Origin of the sequence: Arboricoccus pini (assembly GCF_900187945.1) — a bacterium.
Taxonomy (GTDB): Bacteria; Pseudomonadota; Alphaproteobacteria; order Geminicoccales; family Geminicoccaceae; genus Arboricoccus; species Arboricoccus pini.
Genome location: NZ_FYEH01000020.1, coordinates 20,572 through 38,291, shown reverse-complemented (window position 1 = coordinate 38,291; position 17,720 = coordinate 20,572). Strand labels below are relative to the sequence as shown.

Here is a 17,720-nt window from a genome sequence, read left to right as displayed (position 1 = left end):
GCCGCTCCGCGTCGAACTCATTCCTTTTCCATGGTGCATTGTAGGGGATGCTGGTGCTGACGGGCAAACTCGATGACCTGAGCCACCTTCGTCTCCGCGACCTCGAAGGTGTAGACCCCGCAGACACCCACGCCCTTTTGATGAACGTGCAGCATGATCCGCGTGGCGTCTTCGCGGCTCTTGGAAAAAAACTTTTCAAGCACCAGAACGACGAACTCCATTGGCGTGTAGTCGTCGTTCAGGAGCAACACCTTGTACAACGAGGGACGCTGGACGCGCGTGCGCGTCTTGGTGGCGATCTCGCCCTTGTCCCCGTCTTTACCGTCCGTCCGATCGTCGCTCATGAACAAGCCTTGAAACCGTGACGCATATCGAGCGATGCCCAAATCTTAGAGCATGCCATGCCTGAGACAAATCCTTTTCCCACGCCCGGCGCACCCGGCCCTGGTCCCGCTCCGGGCGCGACCAGGAAGGACGAACGACTGGTCCGCATGCCTTCCTTACGAGGACATGGGTATGGCGAACGGGTTGGGCAAGGCATCCAAGAACCATGCACGCATCATCTAGAGGATGGCGCGCCTTGCGCGATCCTGTGATCAGCCTTCCGTCCGCAGACGCAGCCGCGCGGAGCGAGGCGAGCCGGCCTTGATGTCACTGCGCTCGACGGCATCCTCGATCATGACGGGTGCGGCAGGCGCCTCGACCTCGACCAGCGTTTCCGGCTCGCTCTCGGGCTCGGCCGCGGCGACCGGCGGCTCGGCCGGGCCGGCCAGACTCAAGGCCAGCTCGCGCAGCCGCTCCGGCGTCAGTGGCCGATGCGCGGGCTTGGGCACAGGGTCGCTGTCGGCCTCGTCCTGATAATCGTCCTCCTCGGCGTCGGCCAACGTCAGCCGCAGCCTAGCGACCTGCTCGAGAAACTCCTCGCGATGTACGGGTGCCATGCGGTCGACCTGGCGCTCGTCAATCAGCCTTTGCGCCTGCGAGAGGATATTGCGGGCATGAACGACCTGACCGGACGCCCGCGTGTTGCCAGCCAGAACCTGGGCCAGCGCCTTGGTGGTCGGCTGCAGGAGCGGCAGCAATTCGCCGGCGGACCCTGGCACGCGCCGGGGATTGCCCTGATGACGACGCGGCATGTTGGCGTTGTTGCCACCGCCACCGCCGTTGCCACCGCCGCCTTTGCCGCGCTTCTTGCTGTTGCCGCGGCGAAACGGAAACATCGATCTGTCTTTCATAGACCTCTCGTCGAGACCAAAGAACGATCCCTCCAAAAGCAGAGAGGGATCACATGGAACGGCCACGCTTGAGGCAGTGGCCGACCGTCACAGCCGCCAATCCAGCACGACAAGGGCCCACCGAGGCGGCGGATCCGGACGCTTCCGGACATCGTGCTGAAAACGTCGTCTTCCTCGCGATTTCGCGGGATGAAGACGACGTCGCTTTCCTGCACGCCGGCGACAAACTGGCAGCGGACAACCCATCGGGGGCGCCCGGATGGCGGCCGATGTCCGAGTTGGCACCGAACCTTCCGGGAATACCCGCGGTCGATCAAGTGGTCTGTCGCGATCCCATCATCGCCCGCACGCTCTTCGGGTCGCCGCAATCATGCTCCTGGTGGCGGCGCCCGTTCCCCGATCACGCCTTCCAGCTCCAGGTCACTATCCTCCAGGGGCAATAGGCGTGACCACGATAGAGTGTCACGCATTATGCAAGCGCGCTCATCCCAACCGATGATAAAGACAAGGGCAGCTCCGATCGCCGTCGCCCCGCCTTCGCTTGCCTTGAACGCTCTGCACCAGCGTGCGGCCCAATTTCTATCCACCACTACTCAGACCGAAGAAAATAGCAAGCCGCCACCCTCTATTTTTCGCCACGCCACGGACTTTGCCTGCCATTTGCGGCCGCATTGTGTGCGTCAGGGCACGCAAAGCGCCGCTCAAGGATCCCGGGACCCGCTTGCTAAGCCCCAAGGAGGCCGGCCCGAGCCAGGGCCCGCTCCAGTTCGGCGGTGGCCTCGAGGATCTGTGCCAGCGAATGCCTGGCCTGGGCCGGAAGCGCCAAACCGGTATCGGACAGAACGATCTCGAGATTACCTTTAATCGCGTGGAGCGGCGTCCGTACATCGTGCGGCGCCAGAACGTCCCGTTGGGGCGTCGCTGGCCAAAGGTGATCTTTGCGAAGAGGGGCCACCGTTGCGTTCCTATCGTTGGCTCGTCGGTTCCGGGGGCAAGGCCGGAGATCGATACTAGCGCCGCTTCCTTTCCAACCTCTTAACGATCGATAGAAGCTGTTCACATCCAGGTCAGAAGGACGGAAGATTGGCCAAGACAAACAAGCAAAAGCTTTTAAACAATCCTGATCATCACCCCAAGCTCAAGGACAAGGCAACCTTCGAGAAAGAGCTGGCGCGTGCCCAGACCAGACTATTGGCGGTACAGCAGAGCTATCTCGACAAGGGCCTGCGCGGCCTCGTTCTGCTCGAGGGGTGGGACTGCGCGGGCAAGGGCGGCATCATCCGCCGCCTGACCACCAAGCTTGATCCCCGCGCCTTTCGGGTCTGGCCCATTTCCGCCCCCAGCGCCGCCGAGAAGGGCGAGCATTATCTGCAACGGTTCTGGCGGCGCATCCCGGAAGCAGGCACGATCTCGATCTTCGATCGCTCATGGTATGGCCGGGTGCTCGTCGAGCCCGTCGAGGGCCTCACTGCGCCCAAGGTCGTGGCGCGGGCCTATGGCGAGATCAACGATTTCGAGAAGATGCTGCTGGCCGACGGCATCAGGCTCGTCAAGCTCTTCATCCACATCACGCCCGACGAGCAGCTCAAGCGCTTCAAGGAGCGTCTCGACGATCCCTACAAGCGATGGAAGCTCACTGCGGACGACCTGCGCAACCACGAGAAGTGGGACCGCTATCTGCCTTATATTGCGAAGATGTTCGAGCAGACATCCACCAAGCGTGCGCCTTGGACCATCGTCAACGCGAACTACAAATGGTTCGGCCGGGTCACGGCCCTGAACGAGATCGCCGACAGGCTGGGGCGCGGCATCGATCTTTCGCCGCCGAAAATCTCCGAAGCCCTGGCCAAGCAGATCGAGGATCTGGTCGCCGCCCAGGCCTGAGAGGGACCGGAAGCACGAGCGTGCCTCCGGAACCGAGGGGCGTCCTTAGAGGATAATCGAGCCCGCCATCAAGGTCATCACGAGGAAGACCAGGAAGATGACGACAAAGATGAAGAACAACACTTTCGCGATGCCGCGGGAGGCCCCGGCTATGCCGGTGAAACCGAAAAAGCCCGCGATCAGCGAGATGATGAAGAAAATAATCGCCCATTTGAGCATGGTAGGATCCAAAACCGGATAAGGTTATGGCGCGGCATGTCTCGTTGCCGGCCCGCGCTTCGACCGGCCATTAACGAGCCGCGCGGCCGAGCGTTGCGACCGCAAACAGGTTTTTTACAATTGTCGCTGGTATAGACTGCCCAGGCGCACCTGCGAGACGGCTTGCGCCCGCGCCTCGATTGATCCATCTCGAACAGGATCGACGTTCTAGCGCTGGACGGCCGCCAAAGTGCGGCGAAACGGGTGAAGGGCGGTGTCATGAAAGCTGAGATCGAGCATCTTCATGCCTTCTACGACACGCGCGGCGGTCAGCTAGCGCGACGCCTGATCGCCGCGCAACTGCGCCGGCTGCTCGGCGACATGTCCGGCAGGACGCTGGTCGGGATCGGCTATCTGGGCGGCTTCGTTAACGGGTTTCCCGAGGCGGAGCGCGCTATCTCTCTGCTCCCTTCCGGCCTTGCGGCACCGGGCTTCCTGGCCGGGCGGCAATTGGGCCGGGTCTATGAGGATGCGGTTCGCCAGAGACTGGCCTTGATCCCCGACGACGATCTGCCCATCGCCGATGGCGTAGCCGACCGGGTGGTCCTCATCCACGCTCTGGAGAACTCGCTCCATTTGAAGCGACTCCTACGGGAGGCCTGGCGAATCACCGCCGATGGCGGCAGCGTCCTGGCCGTGGTGCCTAATCGTCGCGGCTTTTGGTGTTGGAGCGAGCGGACGCCGTTCGGCCAGGGGCGACCCTACACGATGCAGCAACTCAAGCGCACCTTCGCGCAGCACCTCTTCGAGCCCTGCGGCGAGGCCCGCGCCTTGTTCGCGCCGCCAAGCGTGGCGCGCATTTGGCCCAGCATGGCGATGCGCATCGAGCGCATCGTCCAGCAGGTGGCGCCCGAGCTCTCAGGCATCGTCATCGTGGAGGCACGCAAGAGCGTGATGGCGCCCACGGCCATCGTGCCGCTTTCCGCCAACAAGGCACGCCGTCGCCGCTATACCGCCATCCCGGAGATCGCCCTGGCGGCGCGCGATCGCGACGAGAGCCGAAGCAAGCACCATCGCGGCTGACCTCGCGATCAGACGAGTCCCGGCTCGGTGACGCTCCAGCCAGGATCACGGCTCGCCGCCAAACCGCCTGACATGGGCGCAAGGCGCAAGATCGTGCGGCCACCGCCCGCCGTAGCGCGGGCCCTCTCGGCGTGCAAAATGGCCAGGGCCCGCTCCGCTCGCTGAATCTGGAATGGCAGCTCGTCCCGTCGCATCGCCTTCCAGGCAAGCCTCGGACTATGCGTCTCGAGCCACGCCCAGGCGGTGCCCATATAGGGGGCAGCACGGATCAGGCGGGCATTCTCCGCAGAAATACCCAGTCGCCGACACAATTTGTAGAATTCCGCCCCCTCCCTCTGCCAGCACTTGCGAAGCCGGGCGCGCGCCGCATAGCGCGCCACGCGCGCATCCACCCGTTCGAACTTCCGATCCAGCATCTCATCCTGGCGCACCAAGCGGCGCCGGATCGTATCCGCCATGCCGCCTGGCGCACGACCGACAACGCGGCCGGAAACGGTGACATAGACGGACTCATCATGTCGGAGCTTGGCGTCGACGCGGCGAAGTGCATCGAAGAAGGCGCGGTCTTCGCCGGAGGGAATGCGAGGTACGCCACCCGCGCGACGATAGGCGGCGACGGTGACGGCGATGCTTGCACCGGAATGCTGTGTGTGGCGAGGCAAGGGATCGTAGGGTTCGTGATCGAGGAAGTCGCCTATCGCATCCAGGAGGTCGGCGTAGCGTTCTTCCACCTCATTGTCGGCCACAAGCTCGGGCGGGAAATCCGGGTGCTCGATGGACGTCACCACCGACCGTCCGGCCACTGCCTCCACGCCCCTCTCGAAGGCAAGGAGGTTGCGCCGGATCCAGTCCGGCGCCACTTCGCCATCCGCGTCGGTAGCAAAGAGGATCCCGTTTGCCCCGGCAAGCTCGGCCGCGCGTTCCATGGCCAGCGCCCGAGCCGTTCCTACATGAGAGATCGCCGCTGGAAGATCGACTTCGATCAGATCGAGTACGAACGGCAAAGCCGGACGCATCGCCTTGACCAATTCGGCCGTGCCGTCGCGGCAGTTATTGAGAAGAAGAACGACGGTGAATGGCGGCGCATCCTGTTGGGCCGCCAATGCCGCGAGGCAGCTGCCTATACGCTCCACCTCGTCGCGCACCGGGATGGCGACGACGAGGGTGGATGGTCGGCAAAGTCGCATCGTCCTGGGACCTGATGCTCGGTCGTTGTTGCTCAAGGAGGCGCTCCGGCTGGCTTATCGGGCCTGAAACGCCGCGGCCTGGGCTTGCGCTCCATCAACTCATCGCGAGCCGCGCTTGGACTTGCGGCGTCCTTGCAATGGCGATACACAATGTCGCAGTTTGTAAGCCCGCGTGGGAGAGACCGCGACCCCGGGAGGGGGGTCGTGGCGCCGAAGGAGCAACCGCCCCGGAAACTCTCAGGCAAAAGGACCGCGCATGGGCATCGAACGCTCTGGAGAGCGGGCTGGCCGGTTTGATCGGCCGCCCCACCGACGGGGAGAAGACGGATCGCGACGTCTTCGAATCTCTCAGGTCCATGACAGAGGGGGCAACGGCGTGAGCGGTTCCGGCAAGGCCGGACGCCCGGGTCGATGAATCCCTATCGCTGCCGTCCATCGTCGATGGACGGCAGCGCGAAGGTGCGCGGCGAGAGCAGCCACCTCGAGCATGCATGGACGCGCGCCGCCTGGCGCGCGGCGAGGAGATGATCGTGAGCGAGCAGGAATCGGCAACGGCCCGGCGGACACCGCTCTTTGAGCTGCATCGGGAGCTGGGGGCGAAATTCGTCACCTTCGCCGGCTACGAGATGCCGATCCAGTACCAGGCAGGCATCATGGCCGAGCACCTGCAGTGCCGCTCCGGGGCCGCCCTCTTCGACGTCTCGCACATGGTGCAGATCAAGGTCGCCGGCCCCGATGCCGCGCTCGGCCTCGAGCGCCTGGTGCCCGGCAACATCAAGGACCTGGCCCCCAATCGCGCCCGCTACACGCTCTTGACCAATGACGCGGGCGGCATTCTCGACGATCTGATCGTCACCAATGCCGAGGATCATCTCTATATCGTCGCCAATGCCGCGACCGGAGCTGCCGACCTTGCCCACATCAAGGCCGAGCTTGGCACGACCTGCGAGGTCGAGGCGCTCGCCGACCGCGCTCTCCTGGCCCTGCAGGGGCCACTGGCGGCACAGGTTCTGGCCCGCCTCAATCCGCGCGTCATGCAGCTACGCTTCATGGAGGGCTGCGATCTCAAGCTGGGCATGATCGAGGCCCGGGTCTCTCGCCTGGGTTATACCGGCGAGGACGGCTTCGAGATCTCCTTGGCGGCCGAGCAGGCCACGGACCTTGCCCGCTTGCTCCTTGCAGCACCGGAGGTGGAGGCAGCGGGCCTGGGGGCGCGCGATTCGCTGAGGCTGGAAGCCGGACTTTGCCTCTATGGCAACGATATCGATGCCACCCGCACGCCGATCGAGGCGGATCTCGCCTGGACGATCGGCAAGCGGCGCCGCGAGGAAGGCGGCTTTGCCGGCCACGAGGTCATTCTGCGCCAGCTCAGGGAGGGCACGGAGCGCAAGCTCGTCGGTGTCCGCCCGACCGGCCGCGCGCCGGCCAGGGCCGGTACCGAGATCCAGAGTGTCACCGGGGCCCCGATCGGCAAGGTGACCAGCGGCGGCTATGGCCCCAGCGTCGGCGCGCCCGTGGCCCTTGGCTATGTGGTGACGAACGCCGCCGAGATCGGCACCGAGATCCAGCTCGACGTCCGGGGTCGCTCACTGCCGGCCGAGATCGTCGCCCTTCCCTTCGTCCCCCATCGCTACCACCGCTGAGGTCGCTCATGACACGCTACTATTCCAAGGATCACGAATGGGTCGAGGTCGATGGCGACGTGGCCACCGTCGGCATCACCGACCATGCACAAGGCCAACTGGGCGATGTCGTCTTCGTCGAGCTGCCCGAGGCCGGCAAGGTGCTGACCAAGGGCAAGGAGGCAGCCGTGGTCGAGAGCGTGAAGGCGGCCTCCGATGTCTATGCCGCGGTCTCCGGCACGGTCATCCAGGCCAATTCCGCCCTCGAAGCCACACCATCGCTCGTCAACGAGGATGCCGAGGGGGAGGCCTGGTTCTTCAAACTCACCCTTACCGACCAGAGCGAGCTCGGCGAGCTCATGGACAAGGAAGCCTACGACGCTTTCGTGGCCTCGCTCTGATCCGCTCCTCATCCCCAAGCCGTCCAGGTCGAGACCGCCTCCATGCCCACGCGCCAGACCCTTTCATCCCTCCTGCCGGCCGGCGAATTCCAGGGCCGTCATATCGGGCCGCGTCCGGCCGACAAGGCGGCGATGCTCAAGGAACTGGGCCAGCCCTCGCTGGCCGCTCTGATCGACAACGCGGTGCCGGCTGCCATTCGCACCACGCGGCCGCTGGCCTTGCCGCCCGCGCTTTCCGAGCAGGAGGCCCTGGCGGCACTTCGCGACATCGCCGCGCAGAACGAGCGCCGCGTCTCGATGATCGGCATGGGCTATTACGACACGTTCACGCCGCCCGTCATCCTACGCAACCTCTTTGAGAATCCGGGCTGGTACACGGCCTATACGCCCTATCAGGCCGAGGTCAGCCAGGGGCGGCTGGAAGCGCTGCTCAACTGGCAGCAGATGGTGGCCGACCTGACCGGCATGGCGTTGGCCAACGCCTCGCTGCTGGATGAAGGCACGGCGGCGGCCGAGGCCATGACAATGATCCGCCGCCAGGCCAAGGCCAAGAGCGATGTCTTCGTGGTCGATGCCGACACGCATCCCCAGACCCTGGCCGTCCTTCGCACCCGGGCACGTCCCCTGGGCATCGAGATCGTTACGGCAGCGGCCAGCGACATCGGCCGGATGCGCTGCTTTGGCGCGCTTCTTTCCTATCCGGGCTCGAGCGGCGCCCTTGTCGACCCGACGCCGGCCATCGAGGCGCTGCACAAGGAAGGTGCCCTGGTCGCAGTGGCCAGCGACCTTCTGGCACTGACGCTCCTGACGCCACCGGGCGAGCTCGGGGCCGACATCGTCCTGGGCTCGGCCCAGCGCTTTGGCGTGCCCATGGGGGCCGGCGGCCCGCACGCCGCCTTCTTCGCCGTCCGCGATGCCTATAAGCGCGCCATGCCCGGCCGACTGATCGGTGTCTCGGTCGATGCCCAGGGCAAGCCCGCCTTGCGCATGGCGCTGCAGACCCGCGAGCAGCATATCCGCCGCGAGAAGGCCACCTCCAATATCTGTACGGCGCAGGTGCTGCTGGCGGTCATTGCCGGCATGTACGCCGTCTGGCACGGGCCCGAAGGCCTAAAGCGGATCGCCAGCCGCGTGAACCGCCTGACCGGCGCCCTGGCGGCCGGCCTCGTCCAGTCGGGCCTCAAGCTTGAGAACGACACCTTCTTCGACACGCTGACCGTCCTGGCACCGGGCCGGGCCGCGGGGCTCGTCGCCGATGCCGAGGCCAAGGGCTTCAATCTTCGCCCGGTCGATGCCGACCGCTTCGGCATCAGCCTGGATGAGACGACGACACCGGCCCAGCTCCAGGGACTCCTGTCGGCGCTGGGCTTGGCGGACGCCGACACCCGCATCCTGGACGCGAAGGCACCCGAGGGAATCCCCCCGGCCCTCCAGCGCACAAGCACCTATCTCGAACATCCGGTCTTCCACGGCTGCCGGAGCGAGACCGAGCTCATGCGCTATCTCCGCCGCCTCCAGGGCAAGGACATAGCTCTTGACCGCTCGATGATTCCGCTGGGCTCCTGCACCATGAAGCTGAACGCTGCGGCCGAAATGATGCCGGTCTCCGATCCGGGCTTTGCCGCCATCCACCCCTTCGCGCCCAAGGAGCAGCAGAAGGGCTATCGTCGGCTGTACGACGATCTCGAAGCCTGGCTGGCCGAGATCACGGGCTTTGCCGCTGTCTCCCTGCAGCCCAACGCCGGCAGCCAGGGCGAATATGCGGGCCTGCTCGTCATCCGCGCCTGGCATGAGAGCCGGGGCGAGGCGCATCGCCGGATCTGCCTCATCCCCGCCTCGGCGCACGGCACGAACCCAGCCTCGGCGGTCATGGCGGGCATGGAGGTCGTCGTCGTCGACTGCGATGCGGCCGGCAATGTCGACCTCGTGGACCTGGAGGCCAAGCTGGCCCGGCATGGGCCGGCGCTGGCGGCCCTCATGATCACCTATCCCTCGACGCATGGCGTCTTCGAGGCGCGGATCAAGGAAATCTGCGAGCTGGTCCACGCCGCGGGCGGCCAAGTCTACATGGACGGCGCCAACCTCAACGCCCTGGTGGGCCTGGCCCGCCCGGGCGAGATCGGCGCCGACGTCTCGCACATGAACCTGCACAAGACCTTCTGCATTCCGCATGGCGGCGGCGGCCCGGGCATGGGGCCGATCGGCGTGGCCGCCCATCTGGCGCCCTTCCTGCCGACACACCCGGTCGTGGCAGGCGTCAATCCGGCGGCCAAAAGCGAGGTTGGCACCGTCTCGGCCGCGCCCTTCGGCAGCGCCTCCATCCTGCCCATCACCTGGGCCTACATCGCCATGATGGGCGCTGAGGGTCTGACCGAGGCCACCAGGGTGGCGATCTTGAACGCCAACTACGTGGCGGCCCGCCTGGCGCCCCACTATCCCATTGTCTACAAGGGCCAGGGTGGATTGGTCGCGCATGAATGCATCATCGATCTCAGGCAGCTGAAGCAGAGCGCCGGGATCACGGCCGAGGACGTAGCCAAGCGGCTGGTTGATTATGGCTTCCACGCCCCCACCATGTCCTGGCCGGTGCCGGACACGATGATGGTGGAGCCCACCGAATCGGAGGACCGGTCAGAGCTTGAACGCTTCATAGCCGCCATGATCCAGATCCGGGCGGAAATTCGCGCCATCGAGGAGGGCAGGGTCGATCGCGCCAACAATCTTCTAAAGCACGCACCACACCGGGCGGACCTTCTTCTCGGGAGCTGGGAACGTCCCTACTCCAAAGAAGAGGCCTTTTTCCCCCTACCCTTCGTCGGCATCGACAAATACTGGCCGCCGGTCGCCCGTGTCGACAATGCCTACGGCGACCGCAATCTCGCCTGTTCCTGCCCGCCCGTTGCGGATTATGCCGACGCGGCCGATTGATCAACTTCCTGCTATCATGCAGCGCTACCGGGTAGTTGTCCCAGGGCCAGCCCCGAGACTGCCTTTGACCCGATCGACGAAGGACATGCATCATGGCCACCCAACCTCATCACAAGCTCAATGACGGCTCGACCATCCCATCGCTGGGCTTTGGCGTCTGGCAGGTACCGGACGACGGCGCCGCGGCGGCGGTCGGCAAGGCGCTGGCGGTCGGCTACCGCCATGTCGACACGGCCGCCATCTACGGCAATGAACGCGGCGTCGGCGAAGCCCTTGCCAATGCCGGCTTGGCCCGCGACGCGTTCTATCTGACGACCAAGGTCTGGAACGAGGCACAGGGCTACGACAAGACGCGACGCGCTTTTGACGAGAGCCTCTCGCGCCTGAAGCTCGATCATGTGGATCTCTATCTGATCCATTGGCCTTCGCCGCATCGCGGGCTCTATGTCGAGACCTGGAAGGCACTGGTCGAGCTCAAGAAGGAAGGCCGGGCCAAGGCGATCGGCGTTTCTAACTTTCAGCCGGATCACCTGAACCGCATCCTCGATGCCACCGGCACCAAGCCCGTCTTGAACCAGATCGAGCTGCATCCGCGCTTCCAGCAAAAGAAGCTGCGCGCGGTTCATGCCGAGCTCGGCATCGCCACCGAGGCCTGGAGTCCGTTGGGCCAGGGCAAGATCCTGGAAGATCCAGTCCTGGTCGAGCTCGCCCGCAAGCATGGATGCAAACCCGCCCAGCTCATCCTCGCCTGGCATCTGGCTGTAGGTAATATCGTGATTCCCAAATCGGTCACGCCCGAGCGGATCGTCGAGAATTTCGCCGTGTTCGACATCAAGCTTGGCGAGGACGATCTTGCCGCCATCGCCAAGCTGGACGATCCCGCAGGCCGGATCGGACCCGATCCCGACAAGGCCAGCTTCTAGAACGTCCCAACGCGGCCAGCTGGAACAATGAGGGGGAGTTGCGGCCGCTGGCGGGGGTCGAATACGGCCTCAGGCGACCGGATCGCCCCCGGTGGGGGCCACCTCCTCGCCCTCCAAGGGCGACTTGGCCGCCAGCGGATGATGGGCGGCGACGACCGCCGCCAAATGCTCGGTCTGCACGTGCGTATAGATCTGGGTGGTCGCGATGTCGCTATGGCCCAGCATCGCCTGCAGGCTGCGCAGATCGGCTCCATGCGCCAGGAGATGCGTCGCAAAGGCATGGCGGAGCACATGCGGCGAGAGGCGGGCGGGATCGATATCGGCCTCGAGGCCGACTTCCTTGACCAGCTGGAGAATGCGCTGGCGCGTGAGATGGCCGCTCTTGCCGCGTGAGGGAAAGACGAAGCGAGAGGCGGCGAACACGCGATCCGCGGCCTTGGCCTTGCCTTCCTTGCGCAGCGCCAGCCAGGCCTCGAGACAGGCGCGGGCGTGGCTGCCCAAGGGGATGACCCGCTCCTTATCGCCCTTGCCCCTGACCGTCAGGCTCCGGCGGTCGGGGGCTATGGCCGATAGCGGCAGGCCCGCCAGCTCCGAGACCCGCAAGCCCGTGCCATAAAGCAGCTCCATGAGCGTCATCAGCCGCAGCCGATCGGCCTTAGGGCGCTTTTCGACGGCCTCGAGCAGCCGCATGACCTCGGCCTCGCTTACCGTGCGGGGCAAAGGACGGCTGCGCTTGGGCGTCTCGATGCGGGTAGTCGGATCATCGGCCCGGGTGCCGTCCAGGAAGAGGAAACGATAATAATGGCGAACGGCCGCAAGACGCCGCGCCTGGGTGGACGCCGTGAAGCCCTGGGCCGAGAGGTGATGGAGGAAGCCGCGTACGTCCGCCTCGTCAGCCGTTGCAAGGGTCCGACCCTGACCTTTCAGATAAGCCTCGAAGAACAGGAGATCGCGGCGATAGGCGTCCAGCGTATGGCGCGAGGCGCCACGCTCGACGACCAGCATTTCAAGAAACGTCGCGATCATGGGGACAGGTCCGCCGGTTCGGCGATCAGAAAGGCTGCCGCCAGTTGGACGGCATCGGCGGCAAAGCCCGCGTGCCTGAGCGCCGAGAGGACATCGACGCGGGTCGCAAGAGGCAGGCTCTCCGGCCTGTCGCCCAGCAGCGCCAGCGCCGTCGCCGCGACGCTGGCCTTGCCGCCCGCGAGCACGGCCTGGTCCAGCGCTGCACGTGCCGCGGCCTGAGCCGGGGTCAATCCCTCGCTCTGATCGAACGGAGCGCTGAGCCAGCCAGCCGACGCGGTGGCCCTGCCCAGCGCCGCCAGATAGGCCTCGGCGGCCGGCGAAAGATCGGCCGCGTCGGCGCCCTCCGCCTGGCCTGCATCGGCAAGCCGGAGATAGGGGTCGAGTGCTGTGGCAGCCGCCCTGACATCGGCGCGATCGCGGCTGAGAAAGGCCAAAAGCGCGCGCCAGGCCGTGAGCCGGCCCTGGTCGCCCGCCAAAACCGAGATCGGCACGGCCGCCTCAGCTGCGGCCACGGTCTCGAGCGACGGATCGGTCGTCTGCACGTCAAGGCTAAGCGCCTGCGCCCAGATGAGCTGGGCCGGGCCTCCGGGGCCGGTCTTCCAGGCATCGCGCAGCCGTTCCGCCTTGACCGTGGCGAGCTTGGCATCGTCGATCGCCGCCAGCTTCGGCCCGAGCCCGGGGTCGGCCGCAAGCGTCGTTCGCAAGGTCGCGGGCGGCAGGGCGCCGACCGATGCCGCCGCCAATGCAGCGGCCAGCCGCGCGTCGGGCGAGAGCCCGTCATTGTCGGCCAGGCGCGCCTGCAAGAGATGCGGCAATGCCGGAACGGCACCTTTGGCGAGCCTGGCTTTGTTACCGCTGAGCGATAGCAGGGCCAGATCGCGCAGCGGCGGATCCAGCCGCAGCATCCCGGCGACGTCGCCGTTCTGCAGCAGACTGAGGACCTGACGATAGCCAGCGGCGTTGGGATCTTGCCGCTCCATGGCGATCTTGGCCGTGATGGCGGCGTGCTCGCCGCCATCGGCCAACCAGATGCAGACCAGGCGGCTGTTCAAACGCAACGCTCGCTCGGCCGGCGGTTCCAACGTAAGGGGCGCATTGGTGGGCGGCCGGTAGCGCATTGCGTTGACGCCATCACAACTGGCACGACCATCGCCCGATGCCAGGGCCACATCCTGCCGCAACGGATCGTCGGCCGGCAAGGCTGTGGCCAGCATGATCAGGAGCCGCGCGGCCTCGACATCGCCGATTGCCAGCAGTCGCGCGATCCGCAGACGCAACGCGTCGTCGCCGTCCTCGCCGACAGGGGCCGTGGCCAGGAGAAGGCGGCGCTGCAATCGGGTCGCGGCAGTGAAGCCGTTCGGCTCCGGCAGTGCCTTGAGAAGCCTGTTCACCTCAGTTGGCGCGACGCCTGCCCAAGGGTCGGTTGCCAGTGGATCACTCCGGTCGAGCGCATCGACCCGGCCTTGTCCAAGGGGAGCCAGGGGCTTGGCCGCGATCCTGCTCGGCGGCGGCCGAGCAGGGCTTGCTGGCGGCAACGGCGCCGACCTCGGGGCGGGCGGCGCTTGCATTGTCGACGGCCGAGCGGGAAAGAGGGGCTGGGGCTGCGCGCCGAGCGAGCTTGCCCAGAAGCCGGCGGCGGCCAGGGCGATGGCGAGGTGACCGAGACGACGACCGGCAGCCCGCCCGGCACTCACTTGGCGAAGTGCTCGCTCGGGATAGGAACCTCGACCTGCCGCGTAGGCGCTGGCAGGTCGACCATCGTCAGGACAGCGAGGCTGGCCACAACCAGCAGCGCCAGGATGATGAGAAGAATGCCGCGAATGACCGGACCACTCCCTTTGGCGAAGGCGGTTGAATCGGGCCTCCACGACCGGTTCTATATCGGTTGCCTGGATGGCGTTCAATCTTTGCTCAGTCTTGGATATGGTAAACGCGAGGGCGGAGGCCGCCATCGGCAACGGGAACGCATAGGTTGATGTCGCAGGCGATGCAGAAAGAGGCGATGGAGGGAACGGTCCAACCGCCACCGCCCCTGGCCCGGACACTCGTCTTTGTCGGCCTCATGGGAGCCGGCAAGACGTCCGTCGGGCGGCGGGTCGCGCGCCTCGCCAACGCCGATTTCGTTGACGCCGACGACGAGATCGTCGCTGCGGCCGGCTGCTCGATCCCCGAGATCTTCGAGAGCTTCGGCGAGGAGAAATTTCGTGACTTGGAGCGCCGGGTGGTCGCCCGGCTCCTTGAAGGACCGCCCATCGTGCTGTCGCTGGGCGGGGGCGCCTTCATGGACGACACCACGCGGACGCTCGTGCTCAGTCAAGCCGACTCGGTCTGGTTGAAGGCCGAGCTGGACATCCTGCTCTCGCGCGTCCTGCGCAAGCGCCAGACGCGCCCGCTCCTGGCCAAGGGTGATCCCGCAAAGACACTGGCCGCGTTGATCGAGGAGCGCCATCCGGTCTATGCCCTGGCAGACCACGTGGTCGAGAGCGGCAACCAATCGGCGGATGCGATGGCGACCGAGATCGTTGCCTTGCTGCGGGAAAAGGGCGTCCTGGCCGGCGCCAGTGATGCGGCCGCGGCTGCGGCGGGCAGCGGGGAATGAACGAGATGACGGCGCAACGACGACTTCGCGTGCCTCTGGGCCAGCGAAGCTATGATCTCCTGATCCAGCCCTACGGGCTCGACGAGGCGGGAGCCTTGATCCTGCCCTTGATGCGTTCGCGTCGCCTGGTCGTCGTCACCGACAGCCACGTCGAGGTGACGCCGCATATGGCAAGGCTGCTGGCCTCCCTGCAAGCAGCGGGGATCGATGCCCGCCCGGTCGTGGTGCCGGCGGGCGAGGCCAGCAAGGCCATGGGCGTTCTCGAGGGTCTGCTCGAGGAAATTCTTTCAGGCGGCATCGACCGCAAGACCGCGATTCTGGCATTCGGCGGTGGGGTCGTGGGCGACCTTGCGGGCTTTGCCGCCGCCATCTTGTTGCGCGGTCTCGACTTCTTCCAGGTGCCGACCAGCCTCCTGGCCCAAGTCGATAGCGGCGCAGGTGGCAAGACAGGCATCAACAGCCGGCAGGGCAAGAATCTGATCGGCGCCTTCCACCAGCCGCTCTTCGTGCTGGTCGATCCCACAGTGCTGGAGGGGCTGCCGCCCCGCGAGCTCAAGGCCGGCTATGCCGAGCTCGTCAAGCACGCCTTCATCCGCGACGAGGCGCTCTTTGCCTGGCTGGAGAGCCACCTTGGTGACTTCATGGCGGGCGATCTCGATGTGCGCGCGGAGGCGATCGCCCGCAGCGTCAAGGTCAAGGTCGAGATCGTCGGCCGCGACGAGAAGGAGACGGGCGACGAGCGGGCTCTCCTCAATTTCGGCCATACCTTCGCCCACGCCTACGAGTTCCTGACCGGCTATGGCGACCGGCTTTTGCATGGCGAGGCCGTGGCGCTGGGCATGGCCAAGGCCTTCGCCCTCTCCGTCCGACTTGGCCTTTGCCGGGGGCAGGATGCCGGCCGGTGCGTGGCGCATCTGCGCGCGGCCGGCCTGCCCGTGCAGGCAGCGGATCTGGGGCTCACCTTCGCGCCCGAGGCCGTGCGGGAGGCCATGGGTCGGGACAAGAAGACGGAAGGCAACAGGCTGACATTCATCCTTTCAAGAGGTATCGGGCAGGCGATCGTCGATCGCAGCGTGCCGGCCGAGGCACTGCAGGCAATCCTGGGCGAACCTTGAACAAGACGATCCCACACACTCGCAGCTGCACGTCAGGTCAACACCCGCGATGCTGAGCGGCGTCCTGATCATCATCCTGCTGGCGGCCAACGCGTTCTTCGTCGCGGCCGAGTTCGCCATCGTCAAGGTACGGGTCTCGCGGCTCGACGAACTGGCTCGCAACGGGCACCAGACGGCTGCCCTGATGCTCGAGATCCATCGCAAGATCGAGGCCTACCTGGCCGCCTGCCAGCTCGGCATCACCATGGCCTCCCTGGGCCTGGGCTGGGTGGGCGAGCCCTTCGTCGCCATGCTACTCGAGCCGGTCTTCAAGCGAGCGAATATTTCGGAGACGCTCATCCACACGATCAGCGTCTTCGTGGGTTTCCTCGTCTTCTCCTCGCTGCACATCGTGATCGGCGAGCAGGTGCCCAAGACCTTCGCCATCCGCGAGAGCCAAACGATGGCTTTCTTCGTCGCCTGGCCGCTGCGCTGCTTCTACCTGCTCTGCTTTCCCTTCACCTGGCTCCTGAACGAGGCCGCCTCCGGCATCCTCCGGCTCTGCGGCGTCAAGAGCATGGACGAGGAGGAGAGCATCAGCCCGCGCGAATTGCGCGGGCTGATCGAGCTCTCACGCCGCACGGGGACGATGCTGAAGTCCGAGCGCGACATGCTGGGCGGCGTGCTCGAATTGCGCGAGGTCGAGGTGGGCTCGATCATGACGCATCGCAGCCGCATGACGACGATCGACATCGACCTGCCACTGGTCGAGATGATCAAGCTCGTCAAGGAGAGCCCCTTCACGCGCTTTCCGGTCTGGCGGGATAATCCCGATCAGATCGTCGGCATCCTGCATTCCAAGGATCTGCTCTCGATGGCGGCCGATCTGCCGGCCGAGCCGGATCGCTCCGGCGAGGGCAGCGGCTGGGACCAGCCGCCGACCAAGCTCGATCCTCGCCTCCTGCATCCGGCCTGGTTCATTCCCGACACGACCTCGCTGCAGCAGCAGCTTTTGGCCTTCCGCCAGCGGCGCACGCATCTGGCCATGGTCGTCGACGAGTATGGTACGCTGATGGGACTCGTGACCCTGGAGGACATCGTCGAGGAGATCGTGGGCGACATCGCCGACGAGAAGGACGTCGTGGTGCCCGGCCTGGAGCTGTTGAGCGACGGTGCCGTCCTCGTCGATGGCGGGGTTGCCGTGCGCGACATCAACCGGCGCTTCGACTGGGACCTGCCCGAGGAGGACGCCGCCACGATGGCTGGCCTCTTGATGCACGAGGCCAGGCGAATCCCGCAGGAGGGCGAGAAGCTGCTGATCGGCCGCTTCGAGATCGAGGTCGTCCGCCGCGAAAAGCACCACCTCAAGCAATTGCGGATCGCACCCAAGGCCGACCCGGCTAAGGACTGAGCGCTGTTCTATAGCTCTCGCAGATACGCTCTGGGATGACCGCGAGCGCGGGTCATCCCAGAGCCGCTCAACATGTCGCGCCTGTCCTCAAACAACGGTCGCACCGTTGCCGGGCCGGGCCGCCGCTCC

The 17,720-nt window shown here is 65.9% G+C and carries 17 protein-coding genes and 1 riboswitch; of the genes, 10 read left to right on the top strand and 7 right to left on the bottom strand.

Annotated features, from left to right (window positions below; translation table 11 throughout):
* Positions 1-17: 17 nt before the first annotated feature.
* Positions 18-344 carry an ATP-dependent Clp protease adapter ClpS gene (clpS, locus tag CFB17_RS18145; RefSeq protein ID WP_088563014.1) on the bottom strand — a complete coding sequence of 109 codons (327 nt, stop codon included), beginning with the start codon at positions 342-344 and terminating at the stop codon, positions 18-20.
* 252 nt (positions 345-596) lie between these two features.
* On the bottom strand, positions 597-1,220 hold the full coding sequence (locus CFB17_RS18140) for a hypothetical protein (RefSeq protein ID WP_088562995.1): 624 nt from the start codon (positions 1,218-1,220) through the stop codon (positions 597-599).
* A gap of 83 nt (positions 1,221-1,303) precedes the next feature.
* On the opposite strand from CFB17_RS18140, the gene CFB17_RS19390 reads away from it, so the two are divergent.
* Positions 1,304-1,678, top strand: a complete 375-nt coding sequence (locus CFB17_RS19390) for a hypothetical protein (RefSeq protein ID WP_165769704.1) — start codon at positions 1,304-1,306, stop codon at positions 1,676-1,678.
* A gap of 281 nt (positions 1,679-1,959) precedes the next feature.
* On the opposite strand, the gene CFB17_RS18130 is transcribed toward CFB17_RS19390, so the two are convergent.
* Entirely contained in the window at positions 1,960-2,190 is a 231-nt protein-coding gene (locus CFB17_RS18130; protein ID WP_088562993.1) for a histidine kinase dimerization/phospho-acceptor domain-containing protein, read from the bottom strand.
* Positions 2,191-2,318: 128 nt separating this feature from the next.
* On the opposite strand from CFB17_RS18130, the gene CFB17_RS18125 reads away from it, so the two are divergent.
* Positions 2,319-3,119: a polyphosphate kinase 2 family protein gene (locus CFB17_RS18125; protein WP_088562992.1), complete on the top strand. Its 801-nt coding sequence runs from the start codon at positions 2,319-2,321 to the stop codon at positions 3,117-3,119.
* A gap of 45 nt (positions 3,120-3,164) precedes the next feature.
* On the opposite strand, the gene CFB17_RS18120 is transcribed toward CFB17_RS18125, so the two are convergent.
* A complete protein-coding gene (locus tag CFB17_RS18120; protein WP_088563013.1) occupies positions 3,165-3,338 on the bottom strand; it encodes a DUF1328 domain-containing protein in 174 nt (57 codons plus the stop codon).
* Positions 3,339-3,596: 258 nt separating this feature from the next.
* Between CFB17_RS18120 and CFB17_RS18115 the strand changes: the two genes are divergently transcribed.
* A complete protein-coding gene (locus CFB17_RS18115; protein ID WP_088562991.1) occupies positions 3,597-4,400 on the top strand; it encodes a methyltransferase domain-containing protein in 804 nt (267 codons plus the stop codon).
* A gap of 8 nt (positions 4,401-4,408) precedes the next feature.
* On the opposite strand, the gene CFB17_RS18110 is transcribed toward CFB17_RS18115, so the two are convergent.
* Positions 4,409-5,623 (bottom strand): glycosyltransferase, encoded by a 1,215-nt coding sequence (locus CFB17_RS18110; protein ID WP_133063956.1) that lies wholly within the window; start codon positions 5,621-5,623, stop codon positions 4,409-4,411.
* 127 nt (positions 5,624-5,750) lie between these two features.
* Positions 5,751-5,850, top strand: a riboswitch (glycine riboswitch).
* Positions 5,851-6,078: 228 nt separating this feature from the next.
* On the opposite strand from CFB17_RS18110, the gene gcvT reads away from it, so the two are divergent.
* The 4 genes from gcvT (at position 6,079) to CFB17_RS18090 (ending at position 11,461) form a co-directional block, all read left to right on the top strand.
* Positions 6,079-7,230: a glycine cleavage system aminomethyltransferase GcvT gene (gene gcvT, locus CFB17_RS18105; protein ID WP_243389946.1), complete on the top strand. Its 1,152-nt coding sequence runs from the start codon at positions 6,079-6,081 to the stop codon at positions 7,228-7,230.
* 8 nt (positions 7,231-7,238) lie between these two features.
* Entirely contained in the window at positions 7,239-7,610 is a 372-nt protein-coding gene (gcvH, locus tag CFB17_RS18100; RefSeq protein WP_088562989.1) for a glycine cleavage system protein GcvH, read from the top strand.
* A gap of 42 nt (positions 7,611-7,652) precedes the next feature.
* Entirely contained in the window at positions 7,653-10,538 is a 2,886-nt protein-coding gene (gene gcvP, locus CFB17_RS18095; RefSeq protein ID WP_088562988.1) for an aminomethyl-transferring glycine dehydrogenase, read from the top strand.
* Positions 10,539-10,630: 92 nt separating this feature from the next.
* The gene (locus CFB17_RS18090; RefSeq protein ID WP_088562987.1) at positions 10,631-11,461 is read left to right on the top strand and encodes an aldo/keto reductase; all 831 of its coding nucleotides are present in this window, start codon (positions 10,631-10,633) and stop codon (positions 11,459-11,461) included.
* Between the two features lie 69 nt (positions 11,462-11,530).
* Here CFB17_RS18090 and CFB17_RS18085 read toward each other — a convergent pair whose 3' ends face one another.
* Both CFB17_RS18085 and CFB17_RS18080 read right to left on the bottom strand, forming a co-directional pair.
* A complete protein-coding gene (locus CFB17_RS18085; protein WP_088562986.1) occupies positions 11,531-12,487 on the bottom strand; it encodes a site-specific tyrosine recombinase in 957 nt (318 codons plus the stop codon).
* A complete protein-coding gene (locus CFB17_RS18080) occupies positions 12,484-13,878 on the bottom strand; it encodes a hypothetical protein (RefSeq protein ID WP_133063955.1) in 1,395 nt (464 codons plus the stop codon). The genes CFB17_RS18085 and CFB17_RS18080 overlap by 4 nt, the downstream gene beginning before the upstream one ends.
* Positions 13,879-14,462: 584 nt before the next feature.
* Here CFB17_RS18080 and CFB17_RS18075 point away from each other — a divergent pair.
* The 3 genes from CFB17_RS18075 to CFB17_RS18065 are packed head-to-tail and all read left to right on the top strand — an operon-like array spanning position 14,463 to position 17,591.
* Positions 14,463-15,086, top strand: a complete 624-nt coding sequence (locus CFB17_RS18075; protein WP_243389945.1) for a shikimate kinase — start codon at positions 14,463-14,465, stop codon at positions 15,084-15,086.
* 5 nt (positions 15,087-15,091) lie between these two features.
* Positions 15,092-16,201 carry a 3-dehydroquinate synthase gene (gene aroB / locus CFB17_RS18070; protein WP_243389944.1) on the top strand — a complete coding sequence of 370 codons (1,110 nt, stop codon included), beginning with the start codon at positions 15,092-15,094 and terminating at the stop codon, positions 16,199-16,201.
* Positions 16,202-16,250: 49 nt separating this feature from the next.
* Complete coding sequence (locus CFB17_RS18065; RefSeq protein ID WP_088562983.1) at positions 16,251-17,591, top strand: hemolysin family protein; 1,341 nt, start codon at positions 16,251-16,253, stop codon at positions 17,589-17,591.
* Positions 17,592-17,720 lie beyond the last annotated feature (129 nt).

Excerpts from the sequence above, each read along its gene's own strand:
- clpS (WP_088563014.1), bottom strand. The coding sequence starts at position 344 with ATGAGCGACGATCGGACGGACGGTAAAGACGGGGACAAGGGCGAGATC.
- CFB17_RS18140 (WP_088562995.1), bottom strand. The coding sequence starts at position 1,220 with ATGTTTCCGTTTCGCCGCGGCAACAGCAAGAAGCGCGGCAAAGGCGGC.
- CFB17_RS18120 (WP_088563013.1), bottom strand. The coding sequence starts at position 3,338 with ATGCTCAAATGGGCGATTATTTTCTTCATCATCTCGCTGATCGCGGGC.
- CFB17_RS18115 (WP_088562991.1), top strand. The coding sequence starts at position 3,597 with ATGAAAGCTGAGATCGAGCATCTTCATGCCTTCTACGACACGCGCGGC.
- gcvT (WP_243389946.1), top strand. The coding sequence starts at position 6,079 with ATGGACGCGCGCCGCCTGGCGCGCGGCGAGGAGATGATCGTGAGCGAG.
- gcvH (WP_088562989.1), top strand. The coding sequence starts at position 7,239 with ATGACACGCTACTATTCCAAGGATCACGAATGGGTCGAGGTCGATGGC.
- gcvP (WP_088562988.1), top strand. The coding sequence starts at position 7,653 with ATGCCCACGCGCCAGACCCTTTCATCCCTCCTGCCGGCCGGCGAATTC.
- CFB17_RS18090 (WP_088562987.1), top strand. The coding sequence starts at position 10,631 with ATGGCCACCCAACCTCATCACAAGCTCAATGACGGCTCGACCATCCCA.
- CFB17_RS18085 (WP_088562986.1), bottom strand. The coding sequence starts at position 12,487 with ATGATCGCGACGTTTCTTGAAATGCTGGTCGTCGAGCGTGGCGCCTCG.
- CFB17_RS18075 (WP_243389945.1), top strand. The coding sequence starts at position 14,463 with ATGTCGCAGGCGATGCAGAAAGAGGCGATGGAGGGAACGGTCCAACCG.
- aroB (WP_243389944.1), top strand. The coding sequence starts at position 15,092 with ATGACGGCGCAACGACGACTTCGCGTGCCTCTGGGCCAGCGAAGCTAT.
- CFB17_RS18065 (WP_088562983.1), top strand. The coding sequence starts at position 16,251 with ATGCTGAGCGGCGTCCTGATCATCATCCTGCTGGCGGCCAACGCGTTC.